Source organism: Cryobacterium breve (genome assembly GCF_027594785.1).
GTDB lineage: Bacteria > Actinomycetota > Actinomycetes > Actinomycetales > Microbacteriaceae > Cryobacterium > Cryobacterium breve_A.
In genome coordinates this window covers 2,295,190-2,310,121 of the sequence record NZ_CP075584.1, presented here as the reverse complement: position 1 = coordinate 2,310,121, position 14,932 = coordinate 2,295,190, and the positions used below count along the sequence as shown (strand labels likewise).

General features: G+C 68.8%; 17 protein-coding genes and 1 pseudogene. 12 read left to right on the top strand and 6 right to left on the bottom strand.

From position 1 onward, the window contains the following. Positions 1-75: 75 nt before the first annotated feature. A pseudogene (locus KIV56_RS20430) lies at positions 76-1,200 on the top strand (DUF222 domain-containing protein); the annotation flags it as partial. Positions 1,201-1,598: 398 nt separating this feature from the next. Beyond that, positions 1,599-1,859 (top strand): HNH endonuclease signature motif containing protein, encoded by a 261-nt coding sequence (locus KIV56_RS20425; protein WP_432432637.1) that lies wholly within the window; start codon positions 1,599-1,601, stop codon positions 1,857-1,859. Between the two features lie 220 nt (positions 1,860-2,079). Here KIV56_RS20425 and KIV56_RS11330 read toward each other — a convergent pair whose 3' ends face one another. Both KIV56_RS11330 and KIV56_RS11325 read right to left on the bottom strand, forming a co-directional pair. Next, complete coding sequence (locus KIV56_RS11330) at positions 2,080-3,372, bottom strand: ATP-binding protein (protein ID WP_281533535.1); 1,293 nt, start codon at positions 3,370-3,372, stop codon at positions 2,080-2,082. A gap of 193 nt (positions 3,373-3,565) precedes the next feature. Further along, positions 3,566-3,709: a hypothetical protein gene (locus KIV56_RS11325; RefSeq protein ID WP_281533534.1), complete on the bottom strand. Its 144-nt coding sequence runs from the start codon at positions 3,707-3,709 to the stop codon at positions 3,566-3,568. A gap of 25 nt (positions 3,710-3,734) precedes the next feature. On the opposite strand from KIV56_RS11325, the gene KIV56_RS11320 reads away from it, so the two are divergent. Then, the gene (locus KIV56_RS11320) at positions 3,735-3,965 is read left to right on the top strand and encodes a hypothetical protein (protein ID WP_281533533.1); all 231 of its coding nucleotides are present in this window, start codon (positions 3,735-3,737) and stop codon (positions 3,963-3,965) included. Between the two features lie 45 nt (positions 3,966-4,010). Here KIV56_RS11320 and KIV56_RS11315 read toward each other — a convergent pair whose 3' ends face one another. Beyond that, the gene (locus KIV56_RS11315) at positions 4,011-4,436 is read right to left on the bottom strand and encodes a hypothetical protein (protein ID WP_281533532.1); all 426 of its coding nucleotides are present in this window, start codon (positions 4,434-4,436) and stop codon (positions 4,011-4,013) included. Positions 4,437-4,687: 251 nt separating this feature from the next. On the opposite strand from KIV56_RS11315, the gene KIV56_RS11310 reads away from it, so the two are divergent. The 4 genes from KIV56_RS11310 to KIV56_RS11295 all read left to right on the top strand — a co-directional run bounded on the left by KIV56_RS11310 (position 4,688) and on the right by KIV56_RS11295 (position 7,968). Further along, positions 4,688-4,813: a hypothetical protein gene (locus tag KIV56_RS11310; RefSeq protein ID WP_281533531.1), complete on the top strand. Its 126-nt coding sequence runs from the start codon at positions 4,688-4,690 to the stop codon at positions 4,811-4,813. 7 nt (positions 4,814-4,820) lie between these two features. Further along, positions 4,821-4,994 (top strand): hypothetical protein, encoded by a 174-nt coding sequence (locus KIV56_RS11305; protein ID WP_281533530.1) that lies wholly within the window; start codon positions 4,821-4,823, stop codon positions 4,992-4,994. Positions 4,995-5,114: 120 nt separating this feature from the next. After that, positions 5,115-5,633 (top strand): hypothetical protein, encoded by a 519-nt coding sequence (locus tag KIV56_RS11300; RefSeq protein ID WP_281533529.1) that lies wholly within the window; start codon positions 5,115-5,117, stop codon positions 5,631-5,633. After that, positions 5,596-7,968 (top strand): putative bifunctional diguanylate cyclase/phosphodiesterase, encoded by a 2,373-nt coding sequence (locus tag KIV56_RS11295; protein ID WP_281533528.1) that lies wholly within the window; start codon positions 5,596-5,598, stop codon positions 7,966-7,968. The genes KIV56_RS11300 and KIV56_RS11295 overlap by 38 nt, the downstream gene beginning before the upstream one ends. Here KIV56_RS11295 and KIV56_RS11290 read toward each other — a convergent pair. Then, the gene (locus KIV56_RS11290; protein WP_281533527.1) at positions 7,955-8,446 is read right to left on the bottom strand and encodes a heme-degrading domain-containing protein; all 492 of its coding nucleotides are present in this window, start codon (positions 8,444-8,446) and stop codon (positions 7,955-7,957) included. The two genes, KIV56_RS11295 and KIV56_RS11290, sit on opposite strands and share 14 nt — an antisense overlap. Positions 8,447-8,594: 148 nt before the next feature. Between KIV56_RS11290 and KIV56_RS11285 the strand changes: the two genes are divergently transcribed. Further along, positions 8,595-8,813: a three-helix bundle dimerization domain-containing protein gene (locus KIV56_RS11285; RefSeq protein WP_281533526.1), complete on the top strand. Its 219-nt coding sequence runs from the start codon at positions 8,595-8,597 to the stop codon at positions 8,811-8,813. A gap of 6 nt (positions 8,814-8,819) precedes the next feature. Here the strand turns inward: KIV56_RS11285 and KIV56_RS11280 are convergent, their stop codons facing one another. Both KIV56_RS11280 and KIV56_RS11275 read right to left on the bottom strand, forming a co-directional pair. Continuing rightward, positions 8,820-9,530: an IclR family transcriptional regulator gene (locus tag KIV56_RS11280; protein ID WP_281533525.1), complete on the bottom strand. Its 711-nt coding sequence runs from the start codon at positions 9,528-9,530 to the stop codon at positions 8,820-8,822. Then, complete coding sequence (locus tag KIV56_RS11275) at positions 9,527-10,408, bottom strand: APC family permease (RefSeq protein WP_281536134.1); 882 nt, start codon at positions 10,406-10,408, stop codon at positions 9,527-9,529. Before KIV56_RS11275 ends, KIV56_RS11280 begins: the two co-directional genes overlap by 4 nt. A gap of 74 nt (positions 10,409-10,482) precedes the next feature. Here KIV56_RS11275 and KIV56_RS11270 point away from each other — a divergent pair, with 74 nt between their 5' ends. The 4 genes from KIV56_RS11270 to KIV56_RS11255 all read left to right on the top strand — a co-directional run bounded on the left by KIV56_RS11270 (position 10,483) and on the right by KIV56_RS11255 (position 14,926). After that, positions 10,483-10,653, top strand: a complete 171-nt coding sequence (locus KIV56_RS11270) for a hypothetical protein (RefSeq protein WP_281533524.1) — start codon at positions 10,483-10,485, stop codon at positions 10,651-10,653. Positions 10,654-10,791: 138 nt separating this feature from the next. Next, positions 10,792-11,166 (top strand): hypothetical protein, encoded by a 375-nt coding sequence (locus KIV56_RS11265; protein ID WP_281533523.1) that lies wholly within the window; start codon positions 10,792-10,794, stop codon positions 11,164-11,166. Positions 11,167-11,325: 159 nt separating this feature from the next. Further along, positions 11,326-12,810 carry an APC family permease gene (locus KIV56_RS11260; RefSeq protein ID WP_281533522.1) on the top strand — a complete coding sequence of 495 codons (1,485 nt, stop codon included), beginning with the start codon at positions 11,326-11,328 and terminating at the stop codon, positions 12,808-12,810. 58 nt (positions 12,811-12,868) lie between these two features. Next, positions 12,869-14,926 carry a primary-amine oxidase gene (locus tag KIV56_RS11255; RefSeq protein ID WP_281533521.1) on the top strand — a complete coding sequence of 686 codons (2,058 nt, stop codon included), beginning with the start codon at positions 12,869-12,871 and terminating at the stop codon, positions 14,924-14,926. The last annotated feature ends 6 nt before the right edge of the window (positions 14,927-14,932 follow it).

Here is a 14,932-nt window from a genome sequence, read left to right as displayed (position 1 = left end):
TGCCTGATCAGGAGGGGTTTCCACAGACCTGAGTCTTGCTCAGAGAGTGTCGGTGGTCGGTCGTAACGTGGGGGCATGACCACCCTCCCGGAGTCGCCCGCTTCACCCGATCAGCCGCACGCCGACCGGGTGTTCCGTGAGCCGGTGCAGGGCGGCGTGCTCGCCGGGTTGCGGTCGCTGGCGGATGTCGTCACCGGGCTTGGCGGCTCGTCGGCCGTTGTGGACGCACTCACCGACGAGGCCGTGTTGGAGGGGCAGGTGTTGATCGCCGGTGCCCGGCGGGCGCTCGACACTCAGGCGGCATGGTCCGCGGCGACCCTGGCCCGCCGGTCGCGGCCTGAACTCGGCGGGAAGGGCCTCGCGGCCCGGAAAGGTTATCGCTCCCCGGAAGACCTGCTGCAGGCCATCTCCGGGTCGAGCAAGGGCGACGCGGCCAAGCTGCTCGCGGTCGGCCGCCTCCTCGCGGAGGCCGACGCCGCCGAGAAGGCCGCCCGGGAAGCCGCCGAGGCGCAGACGCTGTTCGACGAGACTCCGCCCCTCGACGGGAACGACGGACCGCCGCCCCTCGACGGGACGGCCCCGCACCTTCCGCCGGTTCCGCCGGCAGCAGTGCCGCCGTGGCACGCCCCGATCGGCCGGGCCCTCGCCGAGGGCTGGCTGAGCGTGGAGAAGGCGGACTCGCTCCGTAAGGGTCTCGGTGACCTGGACCGGGCGATCACCCCGGAGAAACTCGCGTCCGCCCTTGCCCGGCTCCTCGCGGAGTCACGGACCCTGAACGCGGACCAGTTGTTCAAACGGGCCCGCCGGGTGCGGGACGTGCTCGATGAGGCCGGCATCGCCGCCCGCGAGAAAGCCGCCTACGACGACCGGTCATTGCGGTTCTACCGGCTCCACACGGGGCAGGTGAGCATGGTCGGCCTGTTCGCCCCGGAAGACGGCGAATACCTGATGCAGACCTACGACGCCATCACGAGCCCAAGGCGTGGCGGGGTGAGGTTCGTCGACAAGGAGCAGGCCGCCTGGGCGAAGCGGGTGCAGGATGACCCGCGCACGACCGAACAACTCACTGCGGACGCGTTCCTCGCCCTGATCAAACTCGGCGTGAAGGCCGACCCCAAGCGCATCGCCGGCGGTCGCAGCCCCGCCGTGCGCATGGTCACCATCCGCCCGACCGGCACCGCCCCGACCGGCACCGCCCCGACCGGGTCATCGCCCGTCGGGCCAGCGTCAAGCGCCGCCGGACCGACCGGGACCGCACCCGCCGGCGCCTCACAGTCCGAGACCGCAGCCACAGGGATCGCGTCGACCGGGGCCGAATCCACGAGCACTGCACCGACCGGGACGAGTCCCGACGCCGCGGCCGAACCCGCGGTTGATGCCGGGGCGGGTAGCGAGACTGACGCGCCCGCGCTCCAGCCGGGCGTGATCGAGGGAACTGCGGTCACGGTCTCGGCCGAGACCTTGAGCGAAACCGGTGCGACAGCGGTCTCCTCGACGTCACCTTCGACGACCACGGGAGCGGCGTCGACCTCGGCCGGGAACAACGCACCTTCAGCCGCGCCCAACGCGCCGCCCTCGCCCTTCGCGACGGCGGCTGCGTGTGGCCCGGCTGCGACCGACCACCCTCCTGGACCGAGACCCACCACATCCACCACTGGAAAGACGACACCGGGCAGACCAACCTCGACGAGGGCATCCTGCTCTGTCGGGCCGACCACCTCAGACTCCACAACGAACACTGGCGAATCACCCGCGACGACACCGGCCGATACTGGCTCACCCCGCCACCCGGACTCGACCCCCAGCAGCAACCCATCCTCCTCACCAGCAAGAACCCGATCCTCCGCGACACCGACTGAATGAGGACGGAACTCACTGAGGTCAGGTGGAGCCGGCCCGGTGGCGGGGTCAACGTCCGGCGGAGACTCAGCCGTCAGCCGTCAGCCGTCAGCCGTCAGCCGTCAGCCGAAGCTCGCGATACGCGGGGCGTTGACGGCCGGGAGCCACCAGCATTCCTGGGCTCTGCGGCAGGCGCCGACCGAGAAGCAGGAGGGTCGGCTGCTGTCGTTGCTCGCACGGTCAGAGGCGGGCGAGCCGCTCGATGTCCTCGAGGAACTCCGCTGCGACCTGCGGCGAGACCGTGGTGCGGGTGGCGCGGATCGCCTCGAGGTAGTCCTCGGTTCGGGGACCGCTCGGCGCATCCGCTGGCACCTTGTCCGCGGTGAAGAGTGCCCGTTCGAGTGCCTCCTGCGAGGCCCGGCGGGCCGCATACTCGATGTCCGCGGGAGAGAAGCCCGCGCTCGCCTCGACGAGCGCGGCGAAGTCGACCGTGCCGGCGACGGGCGCCGGCACATAACCGGCCCAGATGGCCGCACGCGCAGCGGCATCCGGGAGCCCGATCGGGATGACATAGTCGAACCGACCGTGCCGAAGCAGTGCGGAATCGAGGGCGCGGATGAAGTTGGTCGCGCAGACGAGGAGGCGTCCCGGACGCTCACGGAACGCCGGGATGATCTTGAGCAGTTCATTAGTCACCCCCTGCAGCGGCGATGGCGGTTCGCCGCCGCGCTGGGCCGCGATCTCCTCGACCTCGTCGATGAAAACCACGGCGTGCTCGAGTTCTGAGATCTTGAGGAAGGTTTCCCGCAGGGCGCCGGCGAGACCCTTCGGGTCGCCGGCCAGCCGGGAAGGGAACACCTCGACGAACGGCCACTCGAGCCGTGAGGCGATCGCCTTGGCGAAGGTGGTCTTGCCCGTCCCGGGAGGGCCGAAGAGCACGACGGCCTTGGGCGGGATGACCCCGTACTGTTCGGCGAGATCGGGTTCGGCGAGGGGCATCACGAGCCGGCGCTCGAGGAGTTCCTTCTCGGCGCGCATGCCGCCGACGGCAGCCCAGAGATCGCGCGGCAGAATCCGCCCGCCGAGCTCGCCAAGCGCCTTGAGTCCCTCGCGCTGCACCGGGATCTCGCGCTCGAAGTAGCTCAACTGCTTCTTGACCACGAAGCCGCGGTTGAGAAAGGCGTCGACGCGGCTTTCGGTTTCCGGCATCAGCGCGGAGAGCTTGGTCAGGCCGTGCGGTGCCATCTTCGACTCGAGCGCGGCGAGCATGGCCGTGCCGATGCCCTGGCCCTGCCAGACGTGTGCGGTCGCGAGGAACACGATCCAACCCTGGGCATGCGCCGCGCGGCCGACGGCGGCCCCGACGACCTCGTCGCCGTGCATCGCGACGACGGCGTGGTCTTTCTGGCAGGAGGCGAGCACCTCGGACAGCCCATAGACCGGTTCCGTGTTCGTCGCGGTGATCTCCTGCCAGAGCCGGAGGATCCCGTCGAGATCGTCAGCGTGGAAATCGCGAATCCGCCAGCCGGTCATAGTGCTCCTTCGCACGTTCGTGTCCTGCACTCTCTTCCCACAATCTAGGGCACGGACTCTTTCGACCGGCCGGGCGTGCGGCGTAACATTTCGTAACGTGGACGCCACGGTCATCAGCCGGCATGGACCGACGCCGGGCTTCCGGAGTGGGATGACTGAAATGATGAGCATGACAGCGCAGATGATGGACTCCTCAACGGCGATGAAGAGCATGAGCGGCCTCGACACGGCGGCCATGCAGGAGCCTGATCGAGTGTTGCAGCGCATGCGAGCAGGCCTGTACGGTCTGCGCGGACGACATGATGGCAATGGGCATGACCGGGATGTCGAAGTGCATGAGCATGTGCCTCGACTGCGCCGACATGACCCACACGATGATGCGAATGATGCTGCGCCCCTCCGGTTACGACATGACGGTCATGATGGCCCAGATGGACGCCTGCATGAAGATGTGCATGGCGTGCGCGGATGAGTGCATGATGCATGCCGAGATGAGCGAAGAGTGCAAGATGTGCGCTGAGGCCTGCCGTCAGTGCGCTGCCGCGTGCGAGCGGATGATGTCGGCGATGAAGTCCATGATGCCGATGGCATAGCTGGACCAGACCGGAGATCCCGGCCGGCGGCTGACGACGGGCGGCTTAGGAAAGATCCGCGAGGTCGGAGAAACCCGACAGCTCGACCGGGGCCAGGAGCACATTCACGCGCTCGGCTCCGATCGCGAGCACGTGATAGACGTCGTGCAGTGCGACCGGGTCGCCGACCGAGGCCACGGCGCCGAGGTCCGCGTGGTTCCACACCCAGACCCTGGTGTGGTCATCGAGCGTCGTGATGGCGATCCAACCAGTATGGGTGACCGCCGTGACGATCGCGTCGCGCCATTTGCTCGGCGTCGCGGCAGACACGCGCTGCTGGATGAGCGGCAGGGCGTGTCCCGGAGCGCTGCCGGCGCAGGTGTGACCCTGCGAGCACTCTGGGCGAGGGGCCTTCCGGAGAGCGGGGTGGTGCTGGGTCATCGCGGTCTCGGTCCCTTCGTGTCGCGGCGTGGCGGTCGGTGTTGAGAGCAAGCCTAGGTCGGCGACGGGCGGATGTCCCGGCATCCGTCACGTAAGGAAACAAAGCCGCCCGGCCGCGCGAGCCAGCCTCGATGACCGGATTCCGACCGTCGGATGTACCATGAAAGTGCGATCCCGTCCACCGATAGTGATGGGTCGGGTTTCCATCCACGGATGCGAAACCGTGTCAATCTCGATCGCTCACACATTGAACCAGGCCCAGCGGCGCGCCGTTCATCAACCGTTTGAGACTGAGAGAGCCCATGGCCGACGCGACGAAGAATTCCACCATCCACTACGTGTCCGCCGTGCGCTGGTCGGCGCTCAAGCGGGAGTTCGCTGCGCGACGCGGCGTGGTCTCGACGACGCGCGACGACGACCAGGACTGAGGCCGTCGTGTCCGAGGCGCCGTCGTCAGGCGAACCCACCACGGCCTCGTCGGCCAACCAGGTCTCGCTCCCGCGCTGGAACGAACTCAAGCGCGAATACAACCTGCGGCACAAGTCGCTGATGCGGTATTCCGCTCCCGCTGCGGATGCGGCCAAGAGTCCGGACGACACCGCCGTCTGACCAGATGTTCGTTGACCGACCGGTCGACGAACAACCGGAAGCCCTGCCCTCGGTCGCTGAGCCGCCGGCTTCAGGCCCCCTCGTAGGAGGGTGCAGTCGGTAGTATGCACTCAGGGGGCGATGATGACACAGGAGCCACGGGAGACGTCGAGCACGACGATTTCCCTTCTCCTCGGCCACGTGCGTGCACACGGCGGGGACGCTGCCGTTGCCGACGTCCTCGCCAGGGCGGGGATCACGGAGTCGCTCGACTGGCTCGAGGACACGGCCACCTGGGTGAGCTACGACACCAGGATCCGGCTCTTCACGGCCGCGACGACCGTGCTCGACGACCCGCACACGATGTACCAGGTGGGCGCGACGGTCGTCTCAGACGGGCTTCATCCGGTGCTTGTGCAGGCTCCTGAGCGCCTTCGCGTCGCCCGCAGCGGTGTATCGCCAGCTGCCGCGATTGATTCCGAAGTTCACGACCACATCGACGATGGAGTCCGTTTCCGTGGGGCGGACGTCGGCACGCCTCCGCTACCGGTTGCACGAGGGCTATCCACCGTCGCGCCTGGATTGCCAGTACGCCCAGGGCCTGTTCGCGGCGCTGCCGTCCATGTTCGGGCTCACGGCCGCGATCGTGGTTCACCCTGAGTGCCAGTGCGACGGATACGAGTGCTGCGTCTACGAAGTGACGTGGTCGACCCGGCGCCGCTGGTGGTCGCGGCGGTCACTGAACCATCCCACCAACCGGTCCCTCGCTCTCCTGCGCGAGAAGGTCAAAGAGGTCCAGCACGCCGCAGCGGACCTGGTCGGAAGCGACGACGTCGACGACGTGCTCGCCCGGATCGTCGCACGGGCCTCGTCTGCGGTGCTCGCGCCAGCGTACCTGCTCATCATGACGGCCGACCACGGTGAGCCCATGCTTCGCTTCCAGGGGCTTGATGCGCCCGGGGCGGTCAGGATCGCTGCCCGGATCCTCCACGGCGCAGATCTCGGCGAGCGGGCCGTGATCGTGGACGTCTCCTCGAGCCGGCGTACCTACGGGCGACTTGCCGCGCTGTATTCACTCGGCCATACCTCGATGGAGGGGGACAGGACCCTGCTCGAGGCCTACGCCGGCCACGCCGCGGCGGCGCTCGACCTGTTCACGGCCCTTGACGACAGCAGGCGCGAAGAGAGCAGGGCGGCCGCCATGCTGGTGCTCGCCCATGAGCTCGCGACGAGCACTGGCAGCGAGGCGGTCGCCGACGCCGTGGCCCTCGCAGTCCCCGCGATCGCCGGCTGCGATGCCGCTGCGGTGCTGCTCTGGGACGCCAGCCCCGGCGTGATGCGCGCGGTCGCGACCGCCGGCCTCGACGCGCCCCGGAGGGATCGGATACTCGCGTCGCCGATCCCCGCTGCGCAGACGCCCGAACTCGTCGAACTCCTCGCGCACCAGCGGCCGGTCCCGCTCTCGGCGACCACCGCGAGCCCGCAACTCGCGGGCCTCCTCGCGGAATGCGGGATGACCACGGCGATCATCGTTCCGCTGCTCGCCGGCGACGTGCTGATGGGGGTCGTAGCGGGCGGGTGGCGTCCCACCCTCGCGTCCGGCATCTCGCCGAGCACGCTCGCCCGCATCGAGGGCGTCAGCCATCAGGGCGCCATCGCCCTGCAGAACGCCCGGCTCCTCGCCACGGTTCGCCACCAGTCCCTTCATGACCCGCTGACCGGCCTCGCCAACCGGATGCTGTTCGCGAGTGAGCTCGATGCCGCCGTTTCGGCCTGCGCTCCGGGGTCCTGCACCGCCGTGATGTTCTGTGACCTGGACAACTTCAAACAGGTCAACGACGTGCTCGGTCACGGCGCCGGCGACGAACTCCTCCGCCAGATCGCCGTTCGGCTGCGCGGGTGCCTGGGTGTCGAGGCCACCATCGGACGTCTCGGGGGCGATGAGTTCGCGGTCCTCGCCCGCGAACTTCCGGGCCAGGAACAGGCGGTCGACCTCGCCCATCGGGTCGTCGACAGCCTCAACCGGCCCTTCCACGTCTCCGGCCATGACCTGCGCATCACCGCGAGCATCGGGGTCGCCGTACACAACGGCCCGGGGGATGGCGGAGAACGCCTGCTCGCCGCAGCGGACACTGCGATGTATGAGGCGAAACGCACCGGCCGGAACCAGGTCGCCCTCGCGGACGACAGCAACCGGACCGGCCCGGTGACCTCGCTGCACAGCGAGCTCGTCGAGGCGCTCGGGCGGGCCGAGATGCGGCTGCACTACCAGCCCGTCGTCGCGCTCTCCTCGCCCGACCGGGTCGTGGGGGCAGAAGCCCTGATCCGCTGGGACCACCCCCGCCTGGGCCTGCTGGCCCCCGCTGCTTTTCTGCCGCTCGCGGAGGAGACCGGCCTCGTTGCCGACCTGGACCTGTGGGTGCTCGGGAAGGCCCTCGCCGACCTCGCAGCCCTCGGCGACGCTGCGACCCTCACCGCTGCCGGTGGGGTGCCGCTGCACGTCGCGGTGAACCTTGCGAGTGCCACCCTGGTCGACCCGAGGCTGATACCGACCGTGCGCGCGGCCCTCAACCGCAACCGGCTCCGTCCGGAGCGGCTGGTGCTCGAGAACGTCGAGAGCAGGGCCCTCATCGATCTCCCTGGCGTCGTGGAACGCCTCATCGAACTCCGCCGGCTCGGCGTGAGCATTTCGCTCGACGATTTCGGGACCGGGTTCTCGACCCTGGCCTGGCTCAACACCCTCCCCGTCGACCAGATCAAGATCGACAGGACCTTCACCGCGAATCTGCCGGAGGCCGCATCCGTCGCCCTGGTCGAGGGGATCATCGCGCTCGCGCAGAAGCTCGACATCGACGTGGTTGCCGAAGGGGTCGAGACCGAGGACCAGCTGGCCGCGCTTCGGGAAGCCGGTTGCGCTTTCGCCCAGGGCTACCTGCTCGGCAGGCCGACTCCCGCGTTCGCGTCCGTGACGCAGGCGACGGTCAGCCGCGTGTGACCAGGTGTGCCCTGAGCGCCTCGACGACGAGGTCGTGATCGAGCTGCTGGGCGAGTCCGGATACTCCGACGACACCCATCAGCGCCCCGCGTACGCGCAGGGGAAATGCGCCGCCGTGGGCGGCGTGCGTGTGCGGGTCGAGCCGGGACGAGGTGTCGAAGTCGCGCCCCGCGGCCCGGAACCGGGTGCCGACAGCGAGCGATGAGCTCGCAAACCGGCGGACGACGCGGAACTTGTTCTCGAGCCAGCCGTCGTTGTCCGCGCAGGCTCCCGGCAGGGAGGCATGGAACACACGCTGGTCCCCGAACATGATCGCGATCGCAATGGGATGGTTCCGTTCGAGTCCGAGCTCCACGAGCAGGGAGCCCACCGCCCAGGCGTCCGCGAAACCGAAGGAATCGAACTGGATGCTGCGCTCCTGCTCGAGGAGGAATTCCAGCAGGCGTTCCTCTGCGGACAGTGTCGGTGCGTCGGTCATCTCGAGCCTTTCCCAGGGAATGCGGCATGCGCCGCCTCCGACAGTCTTCCACTGTCTGGTCGCCCTGCGGGGTGGATCCTGGAAGGCGATCCGTCCTGAGCCGTCATTCGCGTTTGACGCTGCGCCGCAGTAGGCAGAGACTGAAAGGGTGAATAGAAAAGAGGAAGACCGCGCGGTCGAGCAGATCATTGTGCGACTGGAAAAGAAGTTTCCCAACGAACCGCCGACGAGCATCGAGAAGACCGTGCACGCGCAGCAACTAGCGCTCGCCCGGAATCCGTTGCGGGACTACATTCCCGTTCTCATCGAGCATGCGGTCAAAGACCGGCTGCGCCGGGCCGCACTGCACCTGACCGCTGCGGCCTGATCCGCTTCAGGCGAGCAAGGGCGCGAGTTCCCGTGCGCCCATCCTGAGCAGGGCCAGGAATTCGGCGGGCTCGTCGATCCGCGCAGCGGGTGCCGAGAGACAGAGCCCAGCAACGAGGGATCCTTCCCGGTTCCGGATCGGGATCGCCAGACAGCCGGTCCCCGGTGCCCACGAGCTCGGGCAGTACGCATAGCCCTCGATCCGGATCGTGGCGAGCTGCCCGGCCAGCTCCGGGTCCTCCCCGAGCATCGCAGAGTCCCCTCGACGTTCGGCGAGCAGCAGCCGGCCCATCGCACTCGTCTCGAGCGCCCGGGCACTCCTGACGGACACGCTCGGCGGGTAGTCGGGGTCCGCATCGATCACCCGGACACCGTCGCTGTCGTAGCGGACGAGGTGAATGCCCCCACGGATGCGCGAGCGCAGCCGGTCGACGACCTCGCGCACCGCCTCCGGCGGCTGTGCCGGCGCCACCAGGCGGGCGAGTTCGACGACCTTGCGGCCGAGGGCGAACCCGCGCAGGTCCGGCATCCGCACCAGGTACTCGTCCTGGACCAGGAGATTGAGGAGCCGGTACGCCGTCGCCTTCGGCAGTCCGAGGCTGTCTGAGATCTCCCGCGCCGTGACCCCCGACCCGCAGCGGGCGACCTCTTCGAGCACCGTCAGGGCACTCTGGATCGCCTTCGGCTGGCGGGCACCGAGGTGCGCGGCGCCCGTCACGGGCCGGTCCGGCCCGATCCCCGCGCCGCGGCATCCGCCGGGGCCGGTCCGCCGAGAAGGTCGCCCGTCACGGGCACGTCGTAGACCCCGATCGTGTCCCGCAGCCAGGGTCGGCTCCGCAGTCGCAGGCCGCACCAGGCGAGACCGAGCGCCATCACGCCGAGGAACACCCAGACCCCGAGCGCCCTGGCCGAGCCGCTCTCGACGACGAGGTAGGTGACGAGCACGGCACCGAGCAGCACGGCCGCGAGCAGCGCGAACAGCACGGGCCAGAAGGTGGACTCGCCGATGCGCCGGAGGAACACCGGGGCGGCGACGCAGACGAGCAGGTAGGCGGTCATGTAGCCGCCCGCTGCCCCGACGATGAGCACCTCCATGGTCTGCCAGATGCTGCCGGAGAGCGCGATCGTCGTGAGCAGCACGGCCGTGATCACGCTCATCGCGACGAGTGCGGCGTCGAACGGCGTGCGATACCGCGGGTGGGTGCGTCCGAACCTGCTCGGCAGCAGGCCCTCGCGGCCCATGGAGAAGAGCACCCGCACGAGCGCGGTCGTCGACGCGATCGCACAGGCCAGGAAGGACGTCGCAATGCTGACGTCGAGGAGCAGGCCGACCGCGTCGATCCCGTACGCGGCGGCGAGATCGTTGACCGGGGACGCGCTCGCCGCGATCGTGCCGCCGAGGGCGGAGAAGCCGACGAGCTGGCTGAACGAGGCAAGCAGGTAGAGCACTCCCGACCCGAGCACGGTGAACACGATCGCGCGCGGGATGCTCGCGTACGGGCGTTTCGCCTCGACGCCGAGGGTCGATGCGCTCTCGAAACCGACGAAGGCCGTGAGGGCGAGGGCGGACCCGACTGCGAAGTTGGCGGGGTCGATGCCGCCGGGCGCGAGCCTGCGACCAGTCGAGCACCGGCCAGAGCCGCACGAGCAGCGCGACGACGAGCACGACGATGATGAGCACCGAAACGGCTTCGACGAGCAGGGTGATCCTGGTCGAGAGCCGGATGCCGCGGGCCAGCACGAGCAGGCACAGTGCCGCCATGACGACGATCAGCAGGCCCGCGACGAAGACGGACCCGGTGAGCGCCGGCCAGAACCTGCCGACCACGATCGTGAGGTAATACCCGGCGCCGCCGAGCGCGAACATCGAGATGAACCCGTAGCCGACGAGCAGGCCGACGCCGGCGACGAACGCCGCCGTGGTGCCGAGCCCGCGAGAGACGAAGGTGTAGATCGACCCGGCCGCGGCGATTCGCCTGGTGAACTGGTTGATCGTCGTCGCCACGAGGAACGCGAGCAGCATCGCGGTCGCGAGCGACCACACGGTCGCTCCACCGGCGACGACGGCGACGAGGAGCGGGATCGTGGTCGCAGCGGCCGAGGGAGCGACGGCGGACACCGACTGCGCGAGCACGTCGAAGAATCCCACGCTGCGCCGGTCGAGGCCGTCGACGGGCGAGCGGGTACCGATGCCGTCGACCGGCTGCGGATCGTTGATGGCCCTGGCCAGTGCGGTCATCGGTCCGGCCTCGTTCTCTCTCGTTCACAAGCTCACGGTCGGCGGCGGCGGTGCGGAGCCTCAGGCTAGCCAGTCATCGTTGCGGCCGCGCTTCGGGAGTGTTTCGGTCGCGTGACCTCCGAGTGAGACATCGGACGGCCGGTGTCTCATTCGGGCCGCCCGGACGTTTACCGCGGCGAGACCGGTCGGCAACAGCGGTCGGACAGGCTGGCCGCAGACCTTCCGATCCGCTTCCCCGACTTCCCCTGACGAACCCGCCCGAGCTGGAGATGACATGACCGTAACGAAAGAGCCCACGGCATCCGTGGGCACCGCCCCCGCCGAACGGTCCCTGACCGGGTCCCTCGGCGTCACCTCGATCGTGCTGATGGTCGTCGCCGCGGCGGCGCCGCTCACCGTGATCGGCGGCTCCGCTCCGCTCGGCATCCTGCTCGGCAACGGGGTCGGCTTCCCCTCCATGTTCGCCGTCGCGGCGATCGTGCTGCTGTTCTTCTCGGTCGGCCTCGCCGCGATGACCCGGCACGTGCCCAAGCCCGGCGCGTTCTTCACCTTCGTCAACTACGGGCTCGGCAAGCCGGCCGGCCTCGCGACGGCGTTCCTCGCCCTGCTCACTTATACGACCATCCAGGTCTCGGTCTACGGGTACGTCGGCTACATCCTGAGCGTCACGCTCACCGGCCTCGGCGCGCCGGACCTGCCCTGGTACCTGTATTCGCTCGTGGCCGTCGCCCTCGTCGGTTTCCTCGGCTACCGGCACATCGACCTGAGCTCGAAGGTGCTCGGGGTGTTGCTCCTCGGCGAGGTCGGCGTCGTGCTCGCGCTCGTCGTCGCTGTGGTCGTCAACGGCGGTCCTGAGGGCCTCTCGATGGCGCCCTTCGAGCCGAACAACGTGCTCACCGGCTCCCCGGCGATCGGCCTGATGTTCGCGATCGCCGCGTTCATCGGCTTCGAGTCGACGGCGATCTTCCGCGACGAGGCGAAGGACCCCGGCCGCACCATCCCGCGGGCCACCTACGTCGCCGTGATCGGCATCGGCGTCTTCTACACGCTCGCCTCCTGGGCGCTCGTGATGGCGTGGGGCCCGAGCGGCGTCGTCGCTCAGGCCGCGGAGAACCCCGGCGCGATGATCCTGATCACGACCCTCGCCTACCTTGGCCCGATCGGTCAGGTCGTGATGAACGTGCTGCTCATCACGAGCATGTTCGCGTGCGTGCTGTCGTTCCACAACGTGATCACCCGCTACCAGCACTCGATGTCCAACGCTCGGGTCCTTCCCGACTTCCTCGGCCGGGTGCACGCGAAGCACGCAGCACCGCACCTGTCCTCGATCGTGCAGACCGCGACGGCCGCGATCCTGACGATCCTGTTCGCAGTGCTCGGCCTCGACCCCGTGCTGCAGGTCTTCACCTGGTTCTCCGGCGTCGCGACCCTCGCGATCGCCATCCTGATGGCGGTCACGAGCATCGCCGTCGTCGTCTACTTCGCCCGCACCAGGAAGGACAAGCGGCTCTGGAACACCGTGATCGCCCCGGTGCTCGGTCTGCTCGGCCTGATCGGCGCCGCGGTGCTCATCGCCACGAACTTCCCGTTCCTCGTCGGCGACGTCGACGCGGACGGTGCGCCCGTCTTCGGCGTCGTGAGCGCGGTCCTGCTCGGACTCGTCGTGATCTTCCCCCTCGGCGGCCTCGTGCAGGCGCTCATCCTCAAGCGCACCAACCGGGTCGCATACGACCAGATCACGGATGCCATCGGCGGGTGACCCGCGTACCCCGCCCGCAGCATCCGCTCACCCCTCACGACCCTTCGACTGGAGAATCATGACCATCACCGATCTCGACACCCCGCACGGCCAGCACGAACACGGCGACCACGATCACGGCAACCCTGACTCCGGGACCGTGCCGAGCCACCCGGTCGGCAGCCTCACCGCCGCCGAGTTCGAGACCGTGCGCGACGTCGTCACAGCGGGCGCCGACTGGAACGCGACCACCCGCTTCGCCTATGTCGGGCTGTGGGAACCGCACAAGCGCGAGGTCCTCGCCTGGCAGGACGGCACGGGGCCGCTTCCCGACCGGCAGGCCCGGGTGATGCTGCTCGACATGGAAACCGGCCGGTCGACAGACAACATCGTCTCCATTCCCGGCCGCGCGGTGTTGTCGACGACCGTTCTCGACGGCTCGGCAGGCCAGCTGCCCGTTCTCCTCGCCGAGTTCGACGCGATCGCCGGCATCGTCGCGGAAGACCCGCGCTGGGTGGCCGCGCTCGCCGCGCGGGGCACCACGATCGACGAGGTCGTGGTCGTGCCGCTCTCGGCCGGGCACTACGACTACCCGGAGGAGGTCGGCCGCCGGATCGTGCGGGTGCTCGCCTTCCGTCAGGACTACCCGGAGGACCACCCCTGGGCACACCCCGTCGACGGACTCTCCGCCTATGTCGACACCGCCTCCCGCACCATCACCAGGCTCATCGACGTCGGCACCCTCGACATCCCGGCCGAGAGCGGCAACTTCGACGACCCGGCCGTGCAGGGCGCCCCGCTCACGACCCTCAAGCCGATCGTGATCTCCCAGCCCGAGGGGCCGAGCTTCACGGTCGATGGCGAATGGGTCAGCTGGGCGAACTGGAAGTTCCAGGTCGGCTTCGACACCCGCGAGGGCCTCGTGCTGCGCCAGCTGTCGTTCACGGATGCCGGAGAGGAACGACCGATCATCTACCGGGCCTCGATCAACGAAATGCTCGTGCCGTACGGTGACCCGTCGCCGGTGCGGTTCTGGCAGAACTACTTCGACACCGGAGAGTACCTGTTCGGCCGGTTCACCAACTCGCTCGCGCTCGGCTGCGACTGCGTGGGCGAGATCAAGTATTTCGACGCCGTGCTCGCCGACGAACTCGGCAACCCGTTCACGATCAAGAACGGCATCTGCATGCACGAGGAGGACGTCGGAACGCTCTGGAAGCACGGCGACATGTTCACCGGCTCCAACGAGGTGCGCAGGCAGCGACGCCTCGTGATCAGCTTCTTCACCACGGTCGGCAACTACGACTACGGCTTCTACTGGTATCTCTCCCTCGACGGCACCATCGAGTGCGAGGCCAAGCTCACCGGCATCCTCTTCACCTCGGCATACCCGGGGATCGGCGAGCCTATCGGAGAGACCGCGATCGAGGGAGACTACGCGTATGCCAGCGAGGTCGCTCCCGGGCTCGGCGCCCCGTACCACCAGCACCTCTTCAGCGCGCGGCTCGACATGATGGTCGACGGGCTGTCGAACGCGGTCGACGAGATCGACGGCGTGCGCTTGCCGATGGGGCCGGGCAACCCGCACGGCAACGCGTTCACCAAGAAGACGACCCGGCTCACCGGCGAGGCATCCTCCGGGCGGCTCGCCGACGCATCCATTGCGCGCGCCTGGCACATCGTCAACACCGAGAAGACCAACCGACTCGGGCGCCCGACCGGCTACGTGCTGCAGCCGGAGCAGTCGCCGACGCTGATGGCCGACCCGGGATCATCGATCGCGAAGCGCGCCGAGTTCGCCACGAAGCACCTGTTCGTGACCCAGTACGACCCGGCGGAGCAGTTCGCGGCAGGCGACTTCGTGCACCAGAACCCGGGCGGCGACGGCATCACGAAGTACATCGCGGGGGACCGGTCGATCGACGGAGAGGACATCGTGCTCTGGCACACCTTCGGCCCGACGCACTTCCCGCGGATCGAGGACTGGCCGGTAATGCCGGTCGACTACGCGAAGTTCACGCTCAAGCCTTACGGCTTCTTCGGTGCGAACCCCGCGATGAACGTGCCGGCCAACGAGCCGGTGTCGCACTGTTCGCACGGGCACGACGGTACGACGCACGAGCACGCGCACCACTAGGACGAG